General features: G+C 64.0%; 22 protein-coding genes and 1 riboswitch. Of the genes, 6 read left to right on the plus strand and 16 right to left on the minus strand.

Features of this window, described 5'->3' with window-relative positions:
• Positions 1-127: 127 nt before the first annotated feature.
• Complete coding sequence (locus tag YQ44_RS23000; RefSeq protein WP_071325372.1) at positions 128-1012, minus strand: dienelactone hydrolase family protein; 885 nt, start codon at positions 1010-1012, stop codon at positions 128-130.
• Between the two features lie 30 nt (positions 1013-1042).
• A complete protein-coding gene (polA, locus tag YQ44_RS23005; protein WP_071325373.1) occupies positions 1043-3805 on the minus strand; it encodes a DNA polymerase I in 2763 nt (920 codons plus the stop codon).
• Positions 3806-4047: 242 nt separating this feature from the next.
• On the opposite strand from polA, the gene YQ44_RS23010 reads away from it, so the two are divergent.
• The 3 genes from YQ44_RS23010 (at position 4048) to YQ44_RS23020 (ending at position 6334) form a co-directional block, all read left to right on the plus strand.
• Positions 4048-4491: a hypothetical protein gene (locus YQ44_RS23010; protein WP_232250975.1), complete on the plus strand. Its 444-nt coding sequence runs from the start codon at positions 4048-4050 to the stop codon at positions 4489-4491.
• A 92-nt stretch (positions 4492-4583) separates the two neighbouring features.
• The gene (locus tag YQ44_RS23015) at positions 4584-5540 is read left to right on the plus strand and encodes a homoserine kinase (RefSeq protein WP_071325374.1); all 957 of its coding nucleotides are present in this window, start codon (positions 4584-4586) and stop codon (positions 5538-5540) included.
• Positions 5541-5542: 2 nt separating this feature from the next.
• Positions 5543-6334, plus strand: coding sequence for a BPSS1780 family membrane protein (locus YQ44_RS23020; protein ID WP_071325375.1), 792 nt, complete (start codon positions 5543-5545; stop codon positions 6332-6334).
• Between the two features lie 198 nt (positions 6335-6532).
• Here the strand turns inward: YQ44_RS23020 and YQ44_RS23025 are convergent, their stop codons facing one another.
• Positions 6533-8842 (minus strand): UvrD-helicase domain-containing protein, encoded by a 2310-nt coding sequence (locus tag YQ44_RS23025; RefSeq protein WP_071325376.1) that lies wholly within the window; start codon positions 8840-8842, stop codon positions 6533-6535.
• Between the two features lie 113 nt (positions 8843-8955).
• Between YQ44_RS23025 and YQ44_RS23030 the strand changes: the two genes are divergently transcribed.
• Together YQ44_RS23030 and YQ44_RS23035 are read left to right on the plus strand one after the other, a co-directional pair.
• Positions 8956-9231 carry a hypothetical protein gene (locus YQ44_RS23030; RefSeq protein ID WP_071325377.1) on the plus strand — a complete coding sequence of 92 codons (276 nt, stop codon included), beginning with the start codon at positions 8956-8958 and terminating at the stop codon, positions 9229-9231.
• Positions 9228-9749, plus strand: coding sequence for a GNAT family N-acetyltransferase (locus YQ44_RS23035; protein ID WP_071325378.1), 522 nt, complete (start codon positions 9228-9230; stop codon positions 9747-9749). Before YQ44_RS23030 ends, YQ44_RS23035 begins: the two co-directional genes overlap by 4 nt.
• Positions 9750-9753: 4 nt before the next feature.
• Here YQ44_RS23035 and YQ44_RS23040 read toward each other — a convergent pair whose 3' ends face one another.
• The 12 genes from YQ44_RS23040 to YQ44_RS23095 form a co-directional block, all read right to left on the minus strand.
• Complete coding sequence (locus tag YQ44_RS23040; protein ID WP_156894959.1) at positions 9754-10608, minus strand: hypothetical protein; 855 nt, start codon at positions 10606-10608, stop codon at positions 9754-9756.
• 344 nt (positions 10609-10952) lie between these two features.
• Positions 10953-12059, minus strand: coding sequence for an S-(hydroxymethyl)glutathione dehydrogenase/class III alcohol dehydrogenase (locus tag YQ44_RS23045; RefSeq protein WP_034749160.1), 1107 nt, complete (start codon positions 12057-12059; stop codon positions 10953-10955).
• 101 nt (positions 12060-12160) lie between these two features.
• The gene (locus YQ44_RS23050) at positions 12161-12793 is read right to left on the minus strand and encodes an ANTAR domain-containing response regulator (RefSeq protein ID WP_071325380.1); all 633 of its coding nucleotides are present in this window, start codon (positions 12791-12793) and stop codon (positions 12161-12163) included.
• Positions 12794-12872: 79 nt separating this feature from the next.
• Positions 12873-13496, minus strand: a complete 624-nt coding sequence (gene thiE / locus YQ44_RS23055) for a thiamine phosphate synthase (protein ID WP_071325381.1) — start codon at positions 13494-13496, stop codon at positions 12873-12875.
• A gap of 10 nt (positions 13497-13506) precedes the next feature.
• Positions 13507-14271: a hydroxymethylpyrimidine/phosphomethylpyrimidine kinase gene (locus YQ44_RS23060; protein WP_071325382.1), complete on the minus strand. Its 765-nt coding sequence runs from the start codon at positions 14269-14271 to the stop codon at positions 13507-13509.
• Positions 14271-15065, minus strand: a complete 795-nt coding sequence (locus YQ44_RS23065; protein WP_071325383.1) for a thiazole synthase — start codon at positions 15063-15065, stop codon at positions 14271-14273. Before YQ44_RS23065 ends, YQ44_RS23060 begins: the two co-directional genes overlap by 1 nt.
• 157 nt (positions 15066-15222) lie before the next feature.
• Positions 15223-15426 (minus strand): sulfur carrier protein ThiS, encoded by a 204-nt coding sequence (gene thiS / locus YQ44_RS23070; RefSeq protein WP_071325384.1) that lies wholly within the window; start codon positions 15424-15426, stop codon positions 15223-15225.
• Between the two features lie 19 nt (positions 15427-15445).
• Positions 15446-17359, minus strand: a complete 1914-nt coding sequence (gene thiC / locus YQ44_RS23075) for a phosphomethylpyrimidine synthase ThiC (RefSeq protein ID WP_071325385.1) — start codon at positions 17357-17359, stop codon at positions 15446-15448.
• An 89-nt stretch (positions 17360-17448) separates the two neighbouring features.
• Positions 17449-17564: riboswitch (TPP riboswitch) on the minus strand.
• 108 nt (positions 17565-17672) lie between these two features.
• Entirely contained in the window at positions 17673-17942 is a 270-nt protein-coding gene (locus YQ44_RS23080; RefSeq protein ID WP_071325386.1) for a hypothetical protein, read from the minus strand.
• Between the two features lie 54 nt (positions 17943-17996).
• Positions 17997-18803, minus strand: a complete 807-nt coding sequence (locus YQ44_RS23085; protein ID WP_071325387.1) for a response regulator — start codon at positions 18801-18803, stop codon at positions 17997-17999.
• 28 nt (positions 18804-18831) lie between these two features.
• Positions 18832-20736 (minus strand): hybrid sensor histidine kinase/response regulator, encoded by a 1905-nt coding sequence (locus YQ44_RS23090; protein ID WP_232250977.1) that lies wholly within the window; start codon positions 20734-20736, stop codon positions 18832-18834.
• 45 nt (positions 20737-20781) lie between these two features.
• Positions 20782-21522 carry a Crp/Fnr family transcriptional regulator gene (locus YQ44_RS23095; protein WP_071325388.1) on the minus strand — a complete coding sequence of 247 codons (741 nt, stop codon included), beginning with the start codon at positions 21520-21522 and terminating at the stop codon, positions 20782-20784.
• A gap of 241 nt (positions 21523-21763) precedes the next feature.
• Here YQ44_RS23095 and YQ44_RS23100 point away from each other — a divergent pair, with 241 nt between their 5' ends.
• A complete protein-coding gene (locus tag YQ44_RS23100) occupies positions 21764-23848 on the plus strand; it encodes a putative bifunctional diguanylate cyclase/phosphodiesterase (RefSeq protein ID WP_071325389.1) in 2085 nt (694 codons plus the stop codon).
• Here the strand turns inward: YQ44_RS23100 and YQ44_RS23105 are convergent.
• The gene (locus tag YQ44_RS23105) at positions 23845-24909 is read right to left on the minus strand and encodes a porin (protein ID WP_071326707.1); all 1065 of its coding nucleotides are present in this window, start codon (positions 24907-24909) and stop codon (positions 23845-23847) included. The genes YQ44_RS23100 and YQ44_RS23105 overlap by 4 nt on opposite strands.
• Between the last annotated feature and the right edge of the window lie 463 nt (positions 24910-25372).

Below are 25372 nucleotides of genomic sequence, written 5' to 3' on the forward strand. Positions count from 1 at the left end.
CTTCCGACGCCGCATAACACCGTCGCGAGCGGCAGTGAATCGTGGCCGAAAAGCCGCCCTGCACGAGTAGCCGCCGAGACGGCGAGCATCGCCGCCCGCAAGCGGCAGCGGGATCAGTCAGACGTCCTCATGCCACGCCATGGCTCTTGAACCAGGCCAGGCAGCGCGCATAGCCATCCTTCGCATCGGCCGCCACATAGCTGGGGCGGTAATCGGCGTTGAAGGCGTGGCCCGCATCCGGATACACGACGAATTCCGACTGGTTGCCGCTCTTGGCCAGCGCTTCCTCCATCTTGCCGATGGATTCCTGCGTGATGCCCGTATCCTTGCCGCCGTACAAGCCCAGCACGGGGACCTTCAGGGTGGCGGCGATATCGATGGGATTCGTCGGCTGCAAGGCAGTGGGCTCGCCCACCAGGCGGCCATACCAGGCCACGCCCGCCTTGACGGCCGGATTGTGTGCCGCGTACAGCCACGTGATGCGCCCGCCCCAGCAAAAACCGGTGATGCCCAGGCGGCCCGTGTCGCCGCCATTCTGTTTCGCCCACGCAACAACTGCATCGAGGTCCGCCATCACCTGCGCATCCGGCGTCTTGGCGATGATGCCCTTCATTAACTCCGGGATGCTGCCGACCTTGGTAGGATCGCCCTGGCGCACGAACAGGTCGGGCGCCAGCGCCAGATAGCCCTGCTTGGCGAAGCGGCGCGCCATGTCGGCGATATGCTCATGCACGCCAAAGATTTCGGATATCACGAGCACCACGGGCAAACCCGTCTGTCCTTCCGGCTGGGCCGCATACACGGGCACGGCCTGGCCATCGACCATCACCGTGACGGTGGTCGTCACCAGCCCGGCGGTATCGGTCTTGATGACGTTTTGCGCCGCCACCGGCAGCACGGCCAGGGCAAAGCCCGTTCCCAGCGCCACCTTCAGGAAACCACGCCGGCCATCGGGCCCGGACAAGCTGCTCTGGCCCAGCAAACTATCACAATCGGTGATCATGTCGCTCATGCGTTTCTCCTGAAGTGTGTGTTTAAGAAATTAATGCGCTTCGTCCCAGTTTTTACCTATGCCCACTTCGGCCGTCAGCGGCACTTTCAGTTCAGCCACGCCGGCCATCAGTTCCGGCAGCCTGCGCTTGACCAGTTCCAGCTCGGCATCCGGCACTTCCAGCACCAGTTCATCGTGCACCTGCATGATCATCTTCGTCTGCAAGCCATCCGTTTCCAGCCAGCCCTGCACGGCGATCATGGCCAGCTTGATCAGGTCGGCAGCCGTGCCCTGCATGGGCGCGTTGATCGCCGCCCGTTCCGCGCCCTGGCGGCGCGGGCCGTTCGGCGAATTAATTTCCGGCAACCACAAACGGCGGCCGAACACGGTTTCCACGTAGCCGCGCGCCTTCGCCTGCTGGCGCGTGTCTTCCATATACTGTTTCACGCCGGAAAAACGGGCAAAGTAGCGGTCGATATAGCTTTGCGCGGCCGTGCGGTCCACGCCCAGGTTGCCGGCCAGGCCAAACGCGCTCATGCCGTAGATCAAGCCAAAGTTGATGACCTTGGCGTAGCGGCGCTGTTCGCTCTGCACTTCCGCGGCCGGCACACCGAAGATCTCGGCTGCCGTGGCGCGGTGGATATCGATGCCGTCGGCAAACGCGCGCAGCATGGCTTCATCGCCCGAGATATGCGCCATGATGCGCAATTCGATCTGCGAATAGTCGGCCGAGACGATGTGGCTGCCGGGCGGCGCGATGAACGCTTCGCGGATGCGGCGGCCTTCCGCGCTGCGGATGGGAATATTCTGCAGGTTCGGGTCGTTCGACGCCAGCCGCCCCGTCACGGCCACGGCTTGCGCATAGTTCGTGTGCACCCTGCCCGTCGTGACGTTGATCATCTTCGGCAATTTATCCGTGTAGGTCGACTTCAGCTTGGCCATGCCGCGGTATTCGAGCAGCACTTTCGGCAGCGGATAATCCTCGGCCAGCTTTTGCAGCACTTCCTCGTCCGTCGATGGCGCGCCCGTCGGGGTTTTCTTGACCACCGGCAGCTTCAATTTCTCGAAGAAGATTTCGCCGATCTGCTTGGGCGAGCCCAGGTTGAACGGCTGCTCGGCCAGTTCATACGCCTTCTTTTCCAGCTCGAGGATTTTCACGGCCAGCTCGGCCGACTGGATGTTGAGCAATGCGTCATCGATCAGCACGCCGTTGCGCTCGATCTTTTGCAAGACCACGGCCGTCGGCATCTCGATCTTTTCATAGATGAAGGTCAGCTTGTCATCATTGGCCACATTGCCCCACATGGCATTGTGCAAACGCAAGGTGACGTCGGCATCCTCGGCCGCGTATCTCGCCGCCTGCTCCACTTCCACCTGGTTGAACGTGATCTGCTTGGCGCCCTTGCCGCACACCTCCTCGAACGGGATGGTCGTGTAGTTCAGGTGGCGCAGGGCCAGGCTGTCCATGTCGTGCTTCTTGTGCGATTCGAACACATACGATTCAAGCAGGGTATCGTGGGCGATGCCGCGCAGGGTCACGCCATGGTTGGCGAAGATATGGCTGTCGTATTTCAGGTTCTGCCCCAGCTTGGGCTTGCTGGCATCTTCCAGCCACGGGCGCAGTTTCGCCAGCACGTGTTCGCGCGTCAGCTGCTCGGGCGCGCCCGCGTAATCGTGCGCCAGCGGGATGTAGCAGGCACGGTGTTCGGCGACGGACAGGGAAATGCCGACCATCTGCGCCGTCATCGGTTCGAGCGACGTGGTTTCCGTGTCGACGGCCGTCAGGGGCGCCGCATCGATCAGGGCGAGCCATTGATCCAGCTGGGCATCCGTCAGCACGGTTTCATACTCGGCCGCAGGCGCTGGCGCGGCGTCGGCAAACATGTCGCCCGTCGTGTTCGCGGTCGATGCGCCAGCCGTTGCCGGTGCGCCCACAGGCGACATCGGCGGCGCTGCCGCCCCCAGTTCGCGCAGCAGGGCCTTGAAGCCGTAGCGCTGGAAGAAGGCCAGCAGCGCTTCCTTGTCTTCGTGTTTCGCCGCCAGCGAATCGGCGATCGTCGTCATGTGCTCCGACAGGTCGCAATCGGTCTTGACGGTGATCAAGGCGCGCGCCTGCGGCAGCCATGGCAGGGCCGTGCGCAGGTTTTCGCCCACGGCGCCGCCCACCTTGGCCGCGTTGTCCATGATGCCTTCCAGGCTGTCGTACTGCGTCAGCCATTTGACGGCCGTCTTCGGGCCGCATTTCGATACGCCCGGCACGTTGTCCACGGTATCGCCGATCAGCGACAGATAATCGATGATGCGGTTCGGCGGCACGCCGAACTTGGCCAGCACGGCCGCTTCGTCGAGCTTTTCATTGCTCATGGTATTGATCAGGGTCACCTGGCTGTTGACCAGCTGCGCCAGGTCCTTGTCGCCCGTCGACACCACCACGTCCATGCCGGCGGCGGCCGCCTGCACGGCCAGCGTCCCGATGACGTCATCGGCTTCCACGCCGTCGACCATCAGGATGGGCCAGCCCATGGCGCGCACGGCTTCGTGGATCGGTTCGATCTGCAGGCGCAGGTCGTCCGGCATCGAGGCGCGCGTGGCCTTGTACTCGGGATACATGTCATCGCGGAAAGTTTTACCCTTGGCATCGAACACGCAGGCGATATAGGCGGCCGGGTAGTCGGCGCGCAGGCGGCGCAGCATGTTGACCATGCCGTGCATGGCGCCCGTGGGATAACCGTCCGGGCTGCGCAGGTCGGGCAGCGCATGGAAGGCGCGATAGAGGTAACTGGAACCGTCGACTAACAGCAGGGTGTTTTGCATAATGCCAATAAAATAAGGTGAACCGCGCCGGCCGGCAAGATATCGCGGCGGGCGGTGGAATATCGCACAATTATCGCAGAGTTTAGGGCCGCGCCACCGGGCCGCGCACGCCCTATTCTTGCCGTTTTTGCCACCTCGGCGGGCCCGTGCGGGCGCAGCGGCGGCCGTTGTGGCCTATTTCGGCGCAAGTAAACAGCATTGCTTACCAGTTTGTTACAATGCCCTATAGATAAATTGACGGCATGACCACTGCATTTTCTGCAGTCCACCACATGGAAGCGAACCCCATCATGATGCGTACATCGACACTCTGGACATTCCTCGCCCTGCCCCTGCTGGCATGCTCGGCCATTGCCAGCGCCCAGACACCGGCCAAGCCCAGCGACGCGCCACCACAGCTGGAGCGTATCGAGGAAATGGGCGAAGCGCCCATCACCGTAGCGCCAGCAGCAACAAAACAACAGATTACCGAGAAACGCGAAGCGGGCGTGACGTCCGAAGTCAAGGTCACCACGGGCGGCAGCACGTATTACATGAAACCGGCCGCCGGCGCCGACCAGGCCAATGGTGGCGCCTTGCGCGGCCCGCAATGGAAAGTGCTGGAATTCGACCTGGGCAAGAAAAAACAGAAACAACGCGACGAAGAAGCCGCTGACGCGCCGGCGCCTCCCGCACCGGCAAAATAAGCGGCGCGGCCAGCCGACACCATCTTATTGCCCGGCCCCGGCCACAAGCGGGGCCGCCGGCTTTTTTACTTTTTTACCTCAGACCTTTTCCCATGGCAGTTTTTACCGCGCTACACCTGGACGATATCGGCCAGTGGATCACGCAATTTCCACTCGGCAAGCCTCTGGCGCTCAAAGGGATCGCTTCCGGCATCGAAAACAGCAATTTCTTCCTCAGCACCGAGCGCGGCGAATATGTGCTGACGATCTTTGAAAACCTGAGTTTCGAGCAATTGCCGTTTTATTTGCAGCTGATGCGCCACCTGGCCGACCGCGGCGTGCTGGTGCCGGCGCCGATCGCCAATGCCGACGGCGCACTGGTGACGGCCCTGCAAGGCAAGCCGGCCGCCATCGTCAGCAAGCTCGACGGTAGCTCGCAGATGGCGCCACAGGCCGTGCATTGCGCGGCCGTCGGCGCCATGCTGGCGAAGATGCACGTGGCGGCGCAGGATTTCCCCCTGCAGCAGCCGAATCTGCGCGGCCTGGACTGGTGGAACGCCACCACGCCGCTGGTCTTGCCGCACCTCGACGATGCCAGGGCGCATTTGCTGCGCGCGGAAATCCACTTCCAGGACGCGTTTGCCGCCTGCGACACGTATAAAGCCATCCCGCGCGGTCCCGTGCATGCCGACTTGTTCCGTAACAACGTCATGTTTGACGGCGAACAACTGACGGGCTTTTTCGACTTTTACTTTGCCGGCTGCGACACCTGGCTGTTCGACGTGGCCGTCACCGTCAACGACTGGTGCGTCGACCTCGACACGGGCGTGCTCGATACGGCGCGCGTGCGCGCCCTGCTCGACGCCTACCAGGCCGTGCGCCCCTTCACGGCCGAGGAACACACGGCTTGGCAACCGATGCTGCGCGCCGCCGCGCTGCGCTTCTGGCTGTCGCGCCTGTACGATTATTACCAGCCGCGCGAAGCGGAAATGCTGACCCCGCACGACCCCACGCATTTCGAACGCATTCTGCGCGAACGTATCACCACACCCGCACCGGAACTGTCTTAAACATGGAAAAATTACCTGCAAGTACAGGCTGGCAATGGGTGAAACAGGGCTTTGGCCTGTTTCGCAAGCAACCCGGCGGCCTGTCGATGCTGTTTCTCGGCTATATGTTCTGCATGCTGGCCGTCAGCATCGTCCCCCTGCTCGGCCAGTTGCTGCCCGTCATCCTCGTGCCCGTCTTCTCCGTCGCGTTCGTGCAAGGCTGCCTGAATATCGACCTGGGCAAGCGCGTCTTGCCCAGCCTGCTGATCTCGGGCTTCCGCAAGCCGGCCTTCCCCGTGCTGCTGGGCCTGGGCGTGCTGTACATCCTGACAGCCATCGTTGCCATCGGCGCCTCGACCCTGGTCGACGGCGGCGTGCTGTGGCAGCTGGCCACGGGCCAGCTGAACCCGCAGACGTCGCCTGACGTCATCCGGGAATCGAACGTCGGCATGGCCATCCTGACGACCATCGTCCTGTACGTGCCGGCCGCCATGGCCTTCTGCTTTGCCGCGCCGCTGATCTACTGGAAGCAAACGGGCCTGGGCAAGGCGCTGTTCTTCAGCTTTTTCGCCGTCTGGCGCTCGCTGTCGGCCTTCGTCGTGTTCGCCAGCACCTGGTTCGCCATCAGCGTCGTCACCAGCCAGCTGCTGTTCCTGATCGTCGGCCGCACGCCGATGGCCGTGCAGCTGATGATGCCGCTGTCGATGATCCTGACCGTCATCATGCATTGCTCGTTCTACGCCGCCTACCGCCAGATCTTCGGCGTGCCCGTCGACGAGAGCAAGGCGGTATCGCTGGACAAGCCGAACGATTGATCGCCGGCCAGATGCAACAAGGGCAGCCTGCGCAGGCTGCCCTTTTTTATGACCGTTGGCTACCGTAACATCGCACAAAACCGTAGCGAGCGGCAGCGGGTTGTGGCCGAGACGCGAAGCTGTGCGCAGGCACGGGGCCGCCGAGGCAGTGAGCATCGGCGCCTGCAAATCGCGACGCGCAGCAGGTTTGCTTAGGTGTTAACGTCCCAGTCGTTCCAGCTTGGCGATACCGAGGTCGAGCACCTTCATGCCATGCTGGCCGAAGTTGATCTGCGCGCGCGCATTGCCGCCGCCGCCTTCGATATTGACGATCACGCCTTCGCCGAACTTGGCGTGCGCCACGGATTCGCCGATGCGCCAGCCGCCGCCCGTGGCTTTTTGTGCGATCTTTTGCGCAATCGCATTGTCCGAGCCCAGGCTGGCCACGCGCGGCGCCTCGTCCCACGCCGACTTGCGGTTGCCGAACCAGTTCGCCTGCACCTTCGGCGACAGCCATTTCAGCGATTCCTCCGGCAATTCGTCGAAGAAGCGCGACTTCATGTTGTAACGCGTCTGGCCGTGCAGCATGCGCGTCTGCGAAAAACTCATGTACAGGCGCTTGCGCGCGCGCGTGATCGCCACGTACATCAGGCGCCGTTCCTCTTCCACGCCGTTGTCTTCCTTCGAGCTGCTTTCGTGCGGGAACAGGCCCTCTTCCAGGCCGGTAATGAACACATTGTCGAATTCCAGGCCCTTGGCCGAATGCACGGTCATCATCTGCAGCGCATCCTGGCCCGCCTGCGCCTGGTTGTCGCCCGCTTCCAGCGACGCGTGCGAGAGGAAGGCGGAGAGCGGCGACATCACGGCCGGCAACGGCGCGTCGGCGTCGAGGATCTCGATGCCATCCTGGTTGACGACGGGCGCGCCCGACTGCGCCTGGGCGGCAGGCCCCAGGTGCGCGGGCGCGCCCTGGCCGAAGCCTTCCTCGGAAATGAACTGGCTGGCCGCGCTGACCATCTGTTCCAGATTCTCGATGCGGTCGGCGCCTTCCTTTTCATTCTGATAGTGCTGGAGCAAGGTACTCGCTTCCAGCACCACGCGCACCATTTCCGGCAGCGACAGCTGCTGCGTTTCGAAGCGCACGCCTTCGACCAGCTTGACGAAGCCGGCCAGCACGCTGCCCGCCTTGCCCGCCACGTACGGCACGGCCGCGTACAGCGAGATGCCGTACTGCTCGGAGGCGGCCTGCAATTGCTCGATCGAGCGCATGCCGATGCCGCGCGTGGGGAAGTTGACCACGCGCAAGAAGGCCGAATCGTTGTGCGGATTGTCCATTAATTGCAGGTAAGCAATCGCATGCTTGACCTCGGCGCGCTGGAAGTAGCGCTGGCCGCCATACACATGGTAGGGCATGCCGGCCGAGAACAGCGCATGTTCGATCACGCGCGACTGCGCATTCGAGCGGTACAAAATGGCGATTTCGCTGCGCGAGGCGCCATCGGCAATCAGGCTCTTCGCCTCTTCGATGATCCACTGCGCTTCCTGCAGGTCGGAGCTGGCTTCGTACACGCGCACCTGCTCGCCATGGCCCGCGTCCGTGCGCAAGTTCTTGCCCAGGCGTTTGCTATTGTTCGCGATCAACAAGTTGGCGCTGTCGAGGATATGGCCGTGCGAGCGGTAATTCTGCTCGAGCTTGATCAAGTTCTGCACCTGGAATTCATGCTCGAAGGCGCTCATATTGCCCACGTTGGCGCCGCGGAACGCGTAGATGCTCTGGTCGTCGTCGCCGACGGCAAACAGGGCGCCGCCATCGCGGCTGCCGTGGCCGGCCAGCAATTTGAGCCAGTTGTATTGCAGGTTATTCGTATCCTGGAACTCGTCCACCAGGATGTGGCGGAAGCGCGCCTGGTAGTGCTCGCGCAAGGGCTGGTTGCGGCTCAGCAACTCGTACGTGCGCAGCAGCAATTCCGCGAAATCGACCACGCCTTCGCGCTGGCACTGGTCGTCATACAGCTGGTACAGCTCGACCATCTTGCGCTCGTGCGCGTCATACGCTTCCACATCCGTGGCGCGCAAGCCCTGGTCCTTGGCGTTGTTGATGAAATACATCACCGTCTTCGGCGGGAACTTCTCATCATCAATATTGTTTGCCTTCAACAAGCGCTTGATCACCGACAACTGATCCTGCGAATCGAGGATCTGGAAGGTCTGCGGCAAGGCCGCGTCGCGGTAGTGCGTGCGCAGCAGGCGGTTGCACAGGCCGTGGAAGGTGCCGATCCACATGCCGCGCGTGTTGATTGGCAGCATGGCCGACAGGCGCGTGAGCATTTCCTTGGCGGCCTTGTTGGTAAAGGTCACGGCCAGGATGCCGGCCGGCGATACCTGCTGGGTCTGGATCAGCCACGCGATGCGGGTGGTCAGCACGCGGGTCTTGCCCGAACCGGCGCCCGCCAGGATCAGCGCATGCTGGGCCGGCAAGGTGACGGCAGCGTATTGTTCGGGATTGAGGTTGTGAAGAAGATTTTGCATGCCGTGATTATACCGGCATGGCTAAAAATACTGTGCATTTGTCCAGCGGTCGCGCCAGTTTGGGCGTGCGCGCTACAATCGGCGTCATGACATTCACGCGGAAACCGCCCCCCATGACACCTCCCAGCCACATCGACGGCGCCCGCGTACTGGCCTGGGCCTGGTCCGACTTGCCATTCGGCCACGTTAGCGGCGGCACCGGCGCCGCGCCGCTCGCCATTCACGGCCTGGCCCTGTGCCAGTACGAAGGCGAGGCGCGCGTCTACCGCTTCAGCTGTGATGCCCAATGGCAATGCCAGCAAGACCAGCTGTACGACAGCGTGGAAGACGCCAGGGCGCTGCTGCCGGCACAATACCGCGCCGCAACCGCCGTCTGGCACGCGCCATGAGCTACGCCATCCGCGCGGCCAGCGGCGCCGATCTGCCCCTGCTGGCCCAGGTCGAGCGCAGCGCCGCCGCCCTGTTTGCGCAGGCCGGGCCGGAGCTGGCATGGCTGGCGCAAGGAGCCCCCTTGCCCTTGAGCACCTTACAAGCGCTGCAGCGCGAGGGCGGCGTGTGGCTCGCCACCGATGGGCACGCTGCGCCGGCCGGCTTCCTGGCCGCCGAACCGCTCGACGGCCAGCTGTTCATCGTGGAATTGTCCGTCGCCCTGCCGCAGCAGCGCCAGGGACTGGGCGCGCGCCTGCTGGCGGCCGCTGCCGCCCAGGCGCAAGCGCTGGGTTGCACCTTCCTGACCCTGAGCACGTATCGCCACCTGTCCTGGAATGCGCCCTACTATGCGCGCCACGGCTTCAGCGAAACCGATGCCGTGGCGCTGGGCGAAGGCCATGCGCACAAGCTGGCGCGCGAGGCGCAAGACGGCCATGATCCGGCGCTGCGCTGCCTGATGCGCAAGCGGCTGGCCTGAGCACTCAGCGCACCAGCTTGGCCTTGCCTTCGCTCAGCGATTGCGCGATGGCCTGCCGCGTGGCCTTGTCCGCCGCCTTGGCCGCCTTCTCTTGCTGGCGGCCCAGTTCGCTCATCTGCTTGCCCAGCGCTTCCATCGGCTTGCTGCGCTGCTCCATCTGGCGCGAAATCACTTCAGCCTGCTGGGCCTCGCTCTCATGGATGGCGGCGATGCGGTCGTTGGCTTCTTCCATTTCATCCTGGGCGTCTTCAATCTGCTGCTGCAAGCGTTCCACATCGCGCTCGGCCGTACGGCGCGCCGCATCCGTCGTCGCCGTTGCCTGGCGCCGCGACGCCTCGCCCAGCTTGCGACCCAGTTCCTGCTGCTGGCGGCCCAGCGCGCGCAGCTGTTCCGACTCGCGCGTGCCGGCCCTGGCCTGCGCCTGTCCGCGGTCGCCCATCTTGCTGCCCAAGTCGCCCATTGCCTTGCCATGCGCCCCCATCTGCCGGCCCAGAACGCTCATCTGCTGGCCCAGTTGCTGCGATGGTTTCCAGGCCTCGTCGATCCGCGCCAGCAGCGTCGAATCTTGCATCACATAACTCTTGCCCTGGTCGCGAAACCACAGGAATTGTCCCTTGATCGACTGTTTCAACTGCTTGATCTGCTGGTTATCCACATCGCTGCCGCTCATGGTGACCCTGTCCTTCTGGCCATCGACCAGTGCATAGCCATCGCCGCTGTCCATGGAAATACTGATCTGCTTGCTTGGCGCAGCAGGCGGGGCCGGCGGCGCGGGCGGCTGCGGCGGCTGCACGGCCAGGGCGCTGCCGCCGAGTAGGATGCCGGCCAGGCTGAGGATCAAACGGTGGGAAGTGGACATGGCTGCCTCATAGGTATGGTTGGAGCGTCCACTCTAGCCATGCCCGGCCGGCGGCTCCAGCGCCGTGCGACAGGCTGCAAAAAGGCGCGCCTGGACGGCAGGCTTGCGCGATGGATGGTAGTCGGCGGGCAAAAAAAAAGGAGGCCAGTGGCCTCCGCAAAGCCGCCGTGGTACGGCGACAGGGACCACGATAGCCGCGTGCCGGCGGCGCTTCCAGCGTCATGCGATGAAGTGCCCGGATGAGGGACTGGACGACCGATAGGCGCGATGGATGGTAAAGCGCGGCGGCAAAAAAAACGGAGGCCGCAGCCTCCGCAAAAACGCCGTGGTACGGCGTATTTACATTAGTACAAGACGACGGAACGGATCGATTCGCCGCTCTTCATCAAGTCGAAACCTTGATTGATATCATCAAGCTTCAGGCGGTGCGTGATCAAATCATCGATATTGAGCTTGCCTTCCATGTACCAGTCGACGATCTTCGGCACGTCCGTGCGGCCGCGCGCGCCGCCGAAAGCGGAACCCTTCCACACGCGCCCCGTCACCAGCTGGAATGGCCGCGTGGAGATTTCCTGGCCGGCGGCCGCCACGCCGATGATGATGGACTGGCCCCAGCCCTTGTGGCAGCACTCGAGCGACTGGCGCATGGTGGTGGTATTGCCGATGCACTCGAAACTGTAGTCGGCGCCGCCGTCCGTCAGCTGCACGATGGTGTCGACGACGTTTTCCACTTCATTGGCGTTGACGAAATGCGTCATGCCGAACTTGCGCGCGATGGCCTGGCGCGCCGGATTGATGTCGACGCCGATGATCTTGTCGGCGCCGACCATCTTCGCCGCCTGGATCACGTTCAGGCCGATGCCGCCCAGGCCGAACACGACCACGTTGGCACCCGCCTCGACCTTGGCCGTGAACAGCACGGCGCCCACGCCCGTCGTCACGCCGCAACCGATGTAGCACACCTTGTCGAACGGCGCGTCCTCGCGGATCTTGGCGAGAGCGATTTCCGGCACGACGATATAGTTTGAGAAGGTGGACGTGCCCATGTAGTGGAAGATGGGCTTGCCGTCGATGGAGAAGCGCGAGGTGGCGTCCGGCATCAGGCCGCGGCCCTGGGTCGAGCGGATCGACTGGCACAGATTGGTTTTTTGCGACAGGCAGAACTTGCACTGGCGGCATTCCGGCGTGTACAGGGGGATGACGTGGTCATCCTTTTTCAGGCTTTTCACGCCCGGCCCCACGTCGACGACGATGCCGGCGCCTTCATGGCCAAGGATGGACGGGAAGATGCCTTCCGGGTCGGCGCCCGACAAGGTGTAGTAATCGGTATGGCAAATGCCGGTGGCCTTGATCTCGACCAGTACTTCGCCCTCGCGCGGGCCGGCCAGGTCGACTTCTTCTATCGTCAGCGGAGCGCCCGCCTTCCATGCAATCGCGGCTTTGGTTTTCATGTGTGTCCTGTCAGTGGTTGAATCAGGCGCGCCAGCGCGCCGTATCGCCACATCATAACAAGGCACGCACCGGCGTGCCACACCGGCGCAAGGGGAAACACTTACTTGGTTTTCGCGCGGTTGAGGAATGCGCCGTGCAAGCCGTTCAGGGTTTCCTCGGCCAGCAGCAGCTGGCTGGCGATTTCATTGATCTTGCGGCGGCTCGAGCGGGCATGGTCGCGCAGCACCTCGAACGCCGTGTTGCGGTCCGTCTGGAACTTGCCCATCAAGAGACCCACGGCCAGGCTCGTTTCGCGGCCGGCGGCCAGCGCCGCATTCAGGTTCAGCTCGGTACGACGCAGCTGACGGATCTCGTCGGCGCGCGCCAGGCCCGCTTCGAATGCGGGCATCAGGCGGCCTTCGTCGACGGGTTTGACCACATAGCCGACGGCGCCGTAGGCGGCCGCCTGCTTGCCCGACTCGCTGTCGCCGCTGCCGGACAGGAACATGAACGGCACGGCCGTCTCGCCGTGCAGGCGCTTGGCCAGCTCCAGGCCGGACATGCCCGGCATGTGGATGTCGAGCAAGGCCAGGTCGGGTTCGCGCTGCGCGATCAGCTGCAGCGCCACTTCGGCGGAATTGGCCAGGGCCGTCTCGTAACCGGCATGGCGCAGGACTTCGCCAAGGAATTCCAACAGGAGTTGGTCATCGTCAACGATCAGGATAAGGCGTTTCGCGGCGGCAGGCTGACTCATGGGCAAAGGAACCTCGGTAATGAATGATGCTCTTATTATATGCCGATTATGCGTGAAATCCGCCGCGCAAGACCTCCGCTTAACGCGCAAACAGCAGATTGAATTGCTGCACTGCAATATCCACCTCGTCCGCCTGGTCTCCGTTGCCAAATACGCTGCTGATCGCCGCCACCATGTCGGCGCCGCGCGCGACCAGCGGCGCCGCATTCGCCGGCGTCATGCCGCCGATCACCACGCACGGCAAGCTGATCTCGCGTTTCGTCTGCAGCACGATGTCCAGCGGCGTCGTCACCGGATACTGTTTCACCAGCGATGGATAGAAGCCGCCAAAGGCCACGTAACTGGCGCCGCCCGCCTGCGCCGCGTACGCCAGCGCCATGTCGCCATAGCAGGAAGCGCCGACGATCTTGTCCGTCCCCAGCCGCGCGCGCACCTGCGCGACGGGCGCATCCGTGCCACCCACGTGCACGCCGTCCGCGTCGAGCTCTTCGCACAGTTCGATGAAGTCATTGATGATGAAGGGCACGCCATACTTGCGGGCCAGCGCCAGCAAGGCGCCCGCCTGCTCGCGCCGTTGCGCCGCATCGGCGCTCTTGTGGCGGTATTGCAGCAGGGCCACGCCGCCCTGCAAGGCTTGCTCGCTTACGTCGAGCAGGCGGTCGGTGTCATCCCAGTTGGGAGTGACGAGATACAGTCCACGCATGATGTTTTCCTTAATCAGTCAGTCGTTGCGGCATGAATTGACCTGGCGCAATGGCATACGCGCCAGCCAGGGCCGCATGGCAATAAGTTTGCGCGCCATCAAGCGCCTGCGCGAGTGGCTGACCCGACGCCAGCCGCGCCGCGATGGCGGACGCCAGGGTGCAGCCGCTGCCGTGGAAGGCGCCGGGCAGGCGTGGCCAGCACCACTCGCGCTCCACGCCAGCGGCATCGCGCCAGCGGTTGATCACCTCGTCACCGGCGCCATGGCCGCCCGTCACCAGCACATGTTCGCAGCCTTGCGCGCGCAAGTTTTCCGCTCCGCCCAGGGCCACCGCCTCCGGCCCGTTCGGTACGATGACAGTAGTCACTGCCAGCAGGGGTGCCAGCGCCAGCACGGCATCGTCCAGGCTGAGCACGTCGCCATGGCCGCTGGCCAGCACGGGGTCGAGCACGACGGGCAGATTCGGCCGGGCCTGCCGCAATTGCCCGATCAAGTCGGCGATGACGGCCGCGTTTGCCGCGCTGCCGGGAATGCCGATTTTCACGGCGTGGATGGCGATCTTGTCGATCAACGCCTGCGCCTGCCGGCGCAGCAGCTCCGGCGCCACGGCTTGCACGCCAAACACGCGGTCGTTGTCCTGCACGGTCAGCGCCGTGACGACGGGCAAGGCATGCGCACCCTGCGCCGCGATGGCGAGAATATCGGCGGCGATGCCCGCGCCGCCGGAAGGATCGACGCCGGCAAACACCAGCACCGCCGGCAGCGTAGGCACCATCACGCCAGGCGGCCTGCCATCGGCGACGATGGCGAGGCGGCGAATTTGCGCGGCATGCGTCCCGCCAGGAACGCTTCGCGCCCGGCCCGCACGGCCAGCTTCATGGCGCGCGCCATGCGCACGGGGTCGCGCGCGCCCGCGATCGCCGTGTTCATCAACACGCCATCGCAGCCAAGCTCCATGGCGATCGCCGCATCCGACGCCGTGCCCACGCCCGCGTCCACCAGCACCGGCACTTTCGCCTGGTCGATGATCAGGGACAAGTTCCACGGATTCAAGATGCCCATGCCCGAGCCGATCAGGGACGCCAGCGGCATGACGGCCACGCAGCCGATGTCTTCCAGAATCTTCGCCTGGATCGGGTCGTCGCTGCAGTACACCATCACGTCGAAGCCATCCTTGACCAGCGCCTCGGCCGCGATCAGGGTTTCCGGCATGTGCGGGAACAGGGTCTTTTCGTCGCCCAGCACTTCCAGTTTCACCAGATTGCGCCCGCCCAGCAGTTCGCGCGCCAGCTGCAAGGTGTACACGGCATCCTTGGCGTTGTAGCAGCCGGCCGTGTTCGGGAGTATGGTGTACTGCTCGGGCGGCACGAAGTCGAGCAGGCTGGGCGCATTCGGATCTTGCCCGATATTCACGCGGCGGATCGCCACCGTGATGATCTGCGCCTCGGCCGCGTCCGTCGCTTCGCGCGTCTGCGGCAAGTCCTTGTACTTGCCGCTGCCCACCAGCAGGCGCGATTGATACTGTTTTCCTGCGATCGTCAGCAGGTCGTTGTTTGTTGCGGTATGCATATGCTGTTCCTTAAGTTTTTAAACGTCCGAAGAAAACCGTCGCGAGCGGCGATGATTTGTGGCCGAGACGCGCCACCGTGCCAGGGCACGGGCGCGCCGAGCCGGTGAGCATCGCAGGCCGCAAAGCGCGACGCGCAGCAGGTTTGCTTGGACATTTTTAGCCGCCGCCGATGGCGCGGACGATCTCCACCTGGTCCTGGGTTTCCAGGACCCTGTCCCGCCACGCCTTGCGCGGCACCACGCTGCGGTTGACGGCCAGCGCCAGCGCCTGGTTTTCCAGCGACAGCGCGGCGATCAGTTGATCCAGGGTTTGCCCGGGCGGCACCTGGTGCGGCGCGCCGTTGAGCATGATCGGTATCAATGCACTCATCACGCCTCCCTCAGACCTTGCGGTACAGCTCGGCGCCGTTCTTGATGAACTCGATGGCTTTCACTTCCATGCCCTGCTTCAGCGCCTTGTCTTCCGCAATGCCCATGCCGGCCGCGTATTCGCGCACTTCCTGCGTGATCTTCATCGAACAGAAGTGGGGGCCGCACATGGAGCAGAAATGCGCCACCTTGGCCGAATCCTTGGGCAAGGTTTCATCGTGGAATTCGCGCGCCTTGTCCGGGTCCAGGCCGATGTTGAACTGGTCGTCCCAGCGGAATTCGAAACGCGCCTTCGACAGCGCGTTGTCGCGGATCTGCGCGCCCGGGTGGCCCTTCGCCAGGTCGGCCGCATGCGCCGCGATCTTGTAGGTGATGATGCCGTCCTTGACGTCCGCCTTGTTCGGCAAGCCCAGGTGCTCCTTCGGCGTCACGTAGCACAGCATGGCCGTGCCGTACCAGCCGATCATGGCCGCGCCGATGCCCGAGGTGATGTGGTCGTAGCCGGGCGCGATGTCGGTCGTCAGCGGCCCCAGGGTGTAGAACGGCGCCTCGCCGCACTGCTCCAGCTGCAAGTCCATGTTTTCCTTTATCAATTGCATGGGCACGTGGCCCGGGCCTTCGATCATCACTTGCACGTCGTGCTTCCAGGCGATCTGCGTCAGCTCGCCCAGGGTCTTCAGCTCGCCCAGCTGCGCCTCGTCGTTGGCGTCGTAGATGGAGCCGGGACGCAGGCCGTCGCCCAGCGAGAACGAGACGTCATATGCCTTCATGATCTCGCAAATCTCTTCGAAATGCGTGTACAGGAACGATTCCTGGTGGTGGGCCAGGCACCATTTCGCCATGATGGAGCCGCCGCGCGAAACGATGCCCGTCAAGCGCTTGGCCGTCATCGGCACATAGCGCAGCAGCACGCCGGCGTGGATGGTGAAGTAGTCGACGCCCTGCTCGGCCTGCTCGATCAGGGTGTCGCGGAAAATTTCCCACGTTAAATCTTCTGCCTTGCCATTGACCTTTTCCAGCGCCTGGTAGATGGGCACGGTACCGATGGGCACGGGGCTGTTGCGCACGATCCATTCGCGCGTCTCGTGGATGTGCTTGCCAGTCGACAAGTCCATCACATTGTCGCCGCCCCAGCGGATGGCCCAGGTCATCTTTTCCACTTCCTCGCCGATGGACGACGTGACGGCCGAGTTGCCGATATTTGCGTTAATTTTCACCAGGAAATTGCGGCCGATGATCATCGGTTCGACTTCCGGGTGGTTGATGTTGGCAGGGATGATGGCGCGGCCGCGGGCGATTTCCTCGCGCACGAACTCGGGCGTGATTTCGGCCGGGATGCTGGCGCCAAACGACTGGCCAGGGTGCTGGCGGCCCATCATCTCGGCCATCCGCTCGCCCATGGGGCCGGAAGCCTTGAGCTCGCGCAAATACTCTTGCCGGCGCATGTTTTCGCGGATGGCGACGAATTCCATTTCCGGCGTGATGATGCCCTGGCGCGCGTAATGCATCTGCGTCACGTTCTTGCCGGCAATGGCGCGGCGCGGCTTGCGGTGCAGGTTGAAGCGCAGCTCGGCCAGTTTCGGGTCGGCCAGGCGGGCGATGCCGTAGTCGGAGGTGGGACCTGGCAATTCTTCCGTGTCGGCACGCTCGAGTATCCACGGCAGGCGCGGCGTATCGAGGCCCGAGCGGATGTCGATCTGCACGTCCGGGTCCGTGTACGGGCCGGACGTATCGTACACGTAGATCGGCGGATTCTTTTCGCCGCCGAACGACGCTTCCGTGTCGGACTGGCTGATGGCGCGCATGGGCACGCGGATGTCGGGGCGGCTGCCTTCGACATAAATCTTGCGCGAATTGGGCAGCGGCGCGATGGCGGCTTCGTCGACCGTGGCGGTGGCGGAAAGGAATTTCGGATTGGCGTTCATTTTGGCTCCTTGGCTAGACTGCAGCTAGACTATTTATAGCCTGGAGCCAGCTAAGGAGGTTCGGCTGCGCGCACGCGGAAAGGCGGGGTGCGTTCATCCTAAAGCTTCCCTTCGCTGGCATTATCCAGATCAGGTTCGGAGGGTATTTCTCACCCGCGCTTGCACCGTGTTTCCACAGCGAAAGGCAGGACCCCTAGCGTTTGCCGCCTTGCGGCAGCGAGCCAATTATACGCGGTTCGCGCCGCGTGGCCAGATGATTTCTTGCAGCTGTCGTCTTTGCGCATCGCTTGCCTTGCAAACGATGCGCGGACATTTATTTCTTCTTGCCCCAGCGCCAGCTGGTCGGTTCGCCTTTCAGCCAGCACACGCCGACGAGCGCGGCGGCGATGACGACTTCATAGACGATGTACGGCGCCAGCGATTCCTGCGGCGGGAACAGATAGGCGCCGCAGGCGAACAGCGCCAGCGCGCCGAGGAAGACCAGCCAGCCCTGCCAGGTGATGGGCATGCCCCAGCCCCAGCCATAGGTCTTGGCGGGGAACCAGTATTGCGGCGGTGTCGCCGGAGGCAGTTTGTCAGCCATGATGCTTTCCTTGTCGATGTGAATGGCAACAAGTATAAATCAGCCGCCCGCCAATCAGGCAGTGCGCAGGCGCGCCGTGACATCGAGGCCGATGCCGCGGTAGCCGATGAAGCGGCTGCCATTGTCGAACATCGGTTCGCCGCTGACCTGCAGGTACTGCGTGCTGCCGTCCGGGTTGGCGCGGCTGTAGATGAAGTCGAGGAACGGTTCGCGCGCGGCGATCTTGGCGTCGAGCAAGGCACGCTCGGCGGCGTTCCAGCGCTGCGGCTCGTCTTCGCTGCCGATGCCCAGCATCTCGGCCACGGGGCCGGAAAAGCGCGTCAAATTGCCCTGCGCATCCTGTTCCCAGTACCAGTCCGACGACAGTTCCGTGAAGCGCTGGAAGCGCGCTTCGCTTTCGCGCAGTTCGGCCGTGCGCGCTTCCACCATCTGTTCCAGCGACTTGCTGTAGTCGCCCAGCTTCTGGTACAGCAGGCGTACTTCCAGCATGTTGTGGATGCGCGTCTTGACTTCCACCAGGTCGAAGGGCTTGCTGACGAAATCCTTGGCGCCGGCCTGCAGCGCGCGCAGCTTGTGGCCAGGCTGGGCCGTGATCACCAGCACGGGCAGGTAACTGCCTGCCTCGATGTCGCGCAAGCCTTCCATCACCTCGAAGCCATCCATTTCCGGCATCTGCAAGTCGAGCAGGATCAAATCGTAGCGGTGCTGCTGGTGCAGCGCGCGCACGGCTTGCGGGTCCATGGTGGACGTGATGCGCGTGTAGCCGGCATTGCGCAGCACCTGTTCCAGCAGCATGACGTTGGCCTCCTGGTCATCGACGATGAGGATGCTGGCGTTCAGAATCTCGGTGGCTTGAAGCATGGCGGTATTCCTAAAAATAAATGCTGAATTAGCGTACTGCGTGAGTGTCGTCGGCCAGGCCGTGCGCTGCCGCATGGTGCAGGGCCACGTCGAGCGCATCCATGAATTCGACGACCTTGATCGGCTTGGTCAGATAGCGGAAGAAGCCAGCTTCCAGGCCTTTTTCGATGTCGCGCGGCACGGCGTTGGCCGACAGCGCCATCACGGGAATGTGGCTGGTCAGCGGATCGTCGTGCAGGATATGCAGCGCGCCATAGCCGCTGATGCCGGGCAGGTTGATATCCATCAAGATCACATCGGGCTGGTAGGTGCGCGCCAGGTCGATGCCCAGGTGCGCATCGATGGCCGTCAGCAGCTTCAGGTCGCTGCGGCGGGCGATCAATTGCTCCACCAGCGCCAGGTTGGCGGGATTGTCTTCCACGTACAGCAAGGTGCGCTGGCTTTCCTGCGGCTCTTGCACCTGCGGCAACGCATCGCCGTCGCCCAGCACCAGTGACGGTGCAGTGCTGGCGGCCAGCTCGAACCAGAAGGTGGTGCCCACGCCGACGGTGCTGTCGACGCCGATGGCGCCGCCCATCAGTTCGACCAGCTGCTTGGTAACGACGAGGCCGATACCCGTGCCCTCTTCCGTGCTGTTTTCCTGCCCCAGGCGGTTGAACGGCTGGAACAGCTGCGCCACCTGGCCCGCATCGAGGCCGGCGCCGCTGTCACGCACGCTGACCCTCACCTTGTCGCCATTCCGGCTGCATTCGACGGTGACGGTGCCGCCGGAATGGTTGTACTTGATGGCGTTCGACAGCAGGTTGACCATCACCTGTTTCACGCGCGTGCGGTCCGCATGCACGTAGAAGGCCTGGCCACAGCGGGGAAACTGCATGCGGATGCCGCGCTTTTCCGCCTGCGGCGCGATCATCGCCTGGCAATCCTGCAGCACGTCGAGCAAGGACATCGCTTCCTGCGACAGGGTGACCTTGCCCGATTCGATCATGGCCAGGTCGAGGATTTCATTGATCAAGCGCAAGAGATACCAGCCGCCCTTGAGGATCTGTTCGATCGAGCGCTGCTGCGGCACCGTGGGCGGCGGCACGTCGGACGCCATCAGCTGCGCAAAGCCCAGCACGGCGTTCAGCGGCGTGCGCAATTCATGGCTCATGCTCGACAGGAATTCCGACTTGGCGCGGTTGGCCTTTTCCGCCACCTGGCGCGCCTTTTTCAGCTCGGCATTGTTGCTCTCGACCAGCGAGCGCGTGTACGCCTGCTGCTCCTGCAGGCGCTGGTCCAGCAGCGCCTGTTCCGCCTCGACCTGCTTGCGCGCCGTGTTGTCCGTGCCGATCAGCAGATAGCCGATGACCTTGCTTTGCGCGTCGCGCAGGGCCGTCACGGAGACGATGGCGGGAAAGCGGCTGCCATCCTTGCGGATATACGTGAGCTCGTAGATATCCTCGATGCCGCGCGTGGCCTTGAACACCAGCGCTTCCACGCCGGGCGTGATGCGCGTATCGAGTTCGGCGCTGAGGGCGGCAGCGCGCGCGACGATTTCTTGTGCATCGGAAATACCGGCCGGCGTCAGCTTGTCGACCACCTCGCCGGCTGCGTAGCCGAGCATGCGTTCGGCGCCCACATTGAAAATCTGGATCACGCCCTGCGCATCGGTGGCGATGCACGAGAAGTTGGCGCTGTTGAAAATCGCGTCCTGCAAGGCGCCCGCCTTGAGCAGCTGGCGCGGCAGGCTGGCCGCCACCGTGCGCCGGTACAGCGCCGCCAGCAGCATCAGCAGCAGGAACACCAGCGCGTCGATCACGCACGCCGTCTCGAACGGGGCGCGCCAGGCCAGCACGCCGACGGCCAGCAGCACGATGGCGCTGAACGAAAACGCCAGCGCCATGGGCCAGCGCGATGGGGCGCGGGAGGGGAGTTTATCAACTGTGTGCATGGAATGGCCTGGCTGTAACGACAATGAAAGAGGGGACGGGGAAACTCAGTGGCCCTGGCGCTGGCGCACGTCCGACAACAGGCGCGCGAATTCCTTCTTCACCACGCCATAGCATTCGCACACATGGCCTTCGAGGCCGGCGCGGTCCTGCACCGTGATATGCCCGCGCCGATAGCTGATGAAGCCGCGCGCCTGCAGGCGGCCCGCCGCTTCCGTCACGCCTTCGCGGCGCACGCCCAGCATGTTGGCAATCAATTCCTGCGTCATCGTCAGCTCGCGGCCCGGCAGGCGGTCCATGGTCAGCAGCAGCCAGCGGCACAGCTGCTGTTCCACCGTATGGTGGCGGTTGCACACGGCCGTCTGCGACATTTGCGTGATCAGCGCCTGCGTATAGCGCAGCAGCAAACGCATGACGGGGCCGGCGCGGTCGAATTCCTCCATCAGCAGATGCGCCTTCAGGCGATAGCCGACGCCGCCCGTCTGCACGACGGCGCGGCTCGGCGTGGAATTGCCGCCCATGAACAGCGACACGCCCACCATGCCCTCATTGCCGACGCCGGCGATCTCGGATGAGCCGCCGTTTTCCAGCAGGTAATGCAGGGATACGATGGCCGTGGTGGGAAAGTGCACATGCTGCAGCTTGTCGCCCGAATCGTAGATCACGTCGCCCAGCAGCATCGGCACTTGCTCGAGGTGCGGCGCCAGGCGCGCGAAATCGGCGTCGAGCATGGCGGCGAGCAAATGGTTTTGATTCGGGTTGTGCAACTGGGCATGCGGACTCGACATGGGCAGGGTTCCTGGTTTCCAGTCGTCAGCTAGGGGATATGTGAAAGGCGTCCGAACGAGAGCCGCCATGCTGTGCAGCGTAACACAGCGCTTGCACAGTGGCCCGACTATATTTCTTGTTGGCATGGTCGTCCGTTCGCTAGCGTACGGACGCTGAATCGGCCACGGCCCTACAGTCCAGTCCTAACCGGGCGACCTGATCATGGACACGCACCGGCGCGCACAGCCACCGGACGCCACCATGCAATCATTCTTCAAGCGCATCTCCATTTCCGTCTCCACCTCGGCCCTGCTCACGCTGGCGGCCGGGCTGTGCCTGACGGCCCTGTGCTATGTCTCGGCGCGCCAGATCGAAGCGGAAAGCGCCAGGCTGCTGTGGCAGCACCACGCCAGCGGTCATGCGCTGAGCGCCGCCCTGCTGCCCGCGCACGGGCTGACGTTCGACGCCAACCGCCGCGGTTCGCTGTATGTGCTGCTGGGCGGACTGCTGTCGAGCCTGCTGGCGGCCGCCTATGTCTACCAGCTGGTGTCGCGCAACAGCGTCATTGCGCGCATCACGGGCGAACGCACGGCGGCCCTGCAGTTTGCCAATCTGCGCCTGTCCGAGGACATCGCCGCGCGCATGCACAATGAAAAATCGCTGCGCTTGCGCGAACGCATCATCGAAGTGTCGGCCAATGCCATCATCCTGTGCAGCGCCGACGCGCCCGGCTACCTGATCGAATACGTGAATCCCGCGTTCGAGCGCATCACCGGCTATGCGGCCAGCGAAGTCATCGGGCAGCGCCTGGAAGACTTGCAGGGTCCCGAACATGCGCGGCAGGACATGCATGCAATTACCGCGGCCCTGCGCGAGCGGCGCGAGGGCAAGGCCATCGTGCGCAATTACCGCAGGGATGGCAGCTGCTACTGGAGCGAACTGTTCGTGGCGCCCGTGCGCGACGATGGCGATGGCCCCGTCAGCCACTTTGTCGTCGCGCAATACGACATCAGCACCGTCATGCGCTTCGAGCAGCAGCTGGAATTCCAGTCGCGGCACGACGTCCTGACGGGCCTGGCCAACCGCCTGCTGCTGCGCGAGCGGCTGGAGCAGGCAATGGCCGTGGCGCGGCGCAGCAAGCTGCCCCTGTGGGTGGTCTTCATCGACCTCGACCGCTTCAAGTTCGTCAACGATACCCTGGGCCACGACGCGGGCGACAGCGTGCTGAAAAGCGTGGCCGAGCGCCTGCGCGACGCCACGCGCGAAGTCGACACGGTGGCGCGCCTGGGCGGCGACGAATTCGTGCTGCTGCTGCCCCAGCATGGCGATGGCGAACCGGGCGCGGCCATCCTGCAGCGCATCCTCGACGCCGTGGCGCGGCCGCTGCAGCTGGGCGAATATGAATTCTTTCTCAGCTGCTGCATGGGCGTGGCCGTGTATCCCGACGATGGCAACGATGGCGATACCCTGATCAAGCATGCCGACATCGCCATGTACCGCGCCAAGGAACAGGGACGGGGCCACTGGCAATTCTATGCGTCGAGCATGAATGCGGGCACGCTGGAGCGGCTGGAACTGGAGGGAGAATTGCGCCACGCCCTGGAGCGCGGGCAGTTCCACCTCGAATACCAGCCGCAGCTGGACCTGGCCAGCGGCGCCGTGACGGGCATGGAAGCGCTGCTGCGCTGGAACCATCCGCAACTGGGACGCATCGCGCCGGCCAGCTTCATCGGCCTGGCCGAGGAAATGGGCTTGATCACGCCCATCGGCGACTGGGTGCTGCGCACGGCGTGCGCGCAGGCGCGTGCCTGGCAGCTGGCCGGCCATGGGCCGCTGCGCCTGGCCGTCAATCTGTCGGCGCGGCAATTCAAGCAAAAGAACCTGCTGCATGCGGTGGCGCAGGCGCTGGCCGAGACGGGACTCGATGCGGCCTACCTGGAACTGGAATTGACGGAAAGCATGGTCATGCATGACGTGGAACAAGCCACGGCCATCATGGGCAACCTGAAGGCGCTGGGCGTGCAACTGTCGATCGACGACTTCGGCACCGGCTATTCCAGCCTCGCCTATCTGCGCCACTTCCCCATCGACGTGCTGAAAATCGACAAATCCTTCGTCAGCGACATCACGCACAGCGACGACGACGCGGCCATCGTGCGCGCCATCATTTCGCTGGCGCACAGCCTGCGCCTGAGCGTGATCGCCGAAGGCGTGGAAACGGCGCAGCAGCTGGCCTTCCTGCGCCAGCACGGCTGCGAGCAGATGCAGGGCTACCTGTTCAGCCGTCCGCTGGCCGCGCCCGCCTTCGAGGCGCTATTGCAACAAGGAAAGAAACTGCCGGCTTAAAACGCGTGGCGCAAGCCGATGTTCAGCGCGCGGTTGCCCGTGCCCACTTCCGTGGCATTGCCCACCATGTAGGCGGCGTCGTTGCGGTTGCGGATATGTGCGTAGGCAACATACAGCTTGCTGCGCTTGGACAAGGCATACGTGGCGCCGATGGCCAGCTGCTGCGCATCGCGGTTGGCGGCATCGCGGTCATCCTTGTGGATGAACGAGGCCAGCAGGGTCGTCGCGCCGAGCGGCACGGCAACGCCGACGATGGCGTCGCGGCTGTCCGTCGACTGGGCCGGCGCCTGCGCCGCGCCATATGGATTCTCGGCAAAGAACATCGTGCTGCCGTCGCCCGTGTTGCGGCCATAGCCGGCAAACGCCGTCGCCACGCCAAAGTTGTAGTTGCCGGCCAGGATGGTGTTGTTGACGTCGGCCTTGCCGAAGTCGCCGCCACGGCTCTGGCGCGCCAGGCGCAGGGTCAGGGGACCGTTGACATAGCCCAGGGCCAGGCCCAGCGAGCGTTGATCTGCGGCAACACCCGTATGCTCGCCAAAGCCGTACATGACGGTGGCCGTGACGCCGCGCAACTCGGGCGAGGTGTAGCGAACGGTATTGTCGATGCGCGTAGCCGAATAGCCGGCCAGGTTGGTCGAGGCGCCGGCCATGCCGCCCTCGAACGGGTCGGCCACGTCCGTCAACGCCTGGCTTTGCAGGTTGTACTGGCGGCCCACGGTCAGCATGCCCAGGGGGCTGTTCAAGCCGACAAAGGCCTGGCGGCCGAACAACTGTCCCGCCTGGTCAGAGCGGCCCGTGTCGCCCTGCACGCCCGCTTCCAGGGTAAACACGGCTTGCCAGCCGTCGCCCAGCGATTCCGTGCCGCGCAGGCCCAGGCGCGAACCGGCCGAAACGCCACTGGTCAGCTTGCTGATGCCGCGCTCCTGTACCAGGGCCGCATCCATCAAGCCATACATGGTGACCGAAGACGGCTCGACGGACGACTGGGCGTGGACGGCGGGCATGGCGCCCAGGGTGGCAATGGTCGAAACGAGGCCGACGCTGATCGAGAGTTTTTTCATGCTGGTTTCCTTATGCAGGCATAACCGGGAAAGCGTGCGGCCATGGCACGGCCACAGCGGCCAGGCGCTGCGGAACATGCCGTATCGAAAGACGACGGGCCAGATAACAACATTCCTGGCTAAGCTGTGGCGGCGCGGCCGGGAAACGATGGCGCGCGGTAGTCCGCCGTGAATGGTGCACCGCTGGCGGTGCGCGTGGCTCAGGCGTCCGGCCCGCAGGGGACGCGCTGAAAGTGGCTGGCATCGCTGATGCGCTGGCCGTATGGCGCGGACGAGAGTTGGGTAAAACTGCGTCCGCTGGCGCCGTCCGCGAAGATGAGGCAGGAGGCGCCGAGGCCGACATTATAACATCGTCAGCTGTTTTACCCTCGTTCCCTTGGCCGCCAACGGTCCGCAAAGCCGCCAAAACACTGAAAAATGCCCGCTACCCCGCTGCAGGCGATGCCGCGTCATCTATAATGGT

Source organism: Janthinobacterium sp. 1_2014MBL_MicDiv (assembly GCF_001865675.1).
Lineage (GTDB): Bacteria > Pseudomonadota > Gammaproteobacteria > Burkholderiales > Burkholderiaceae_D > Janthinobacterium.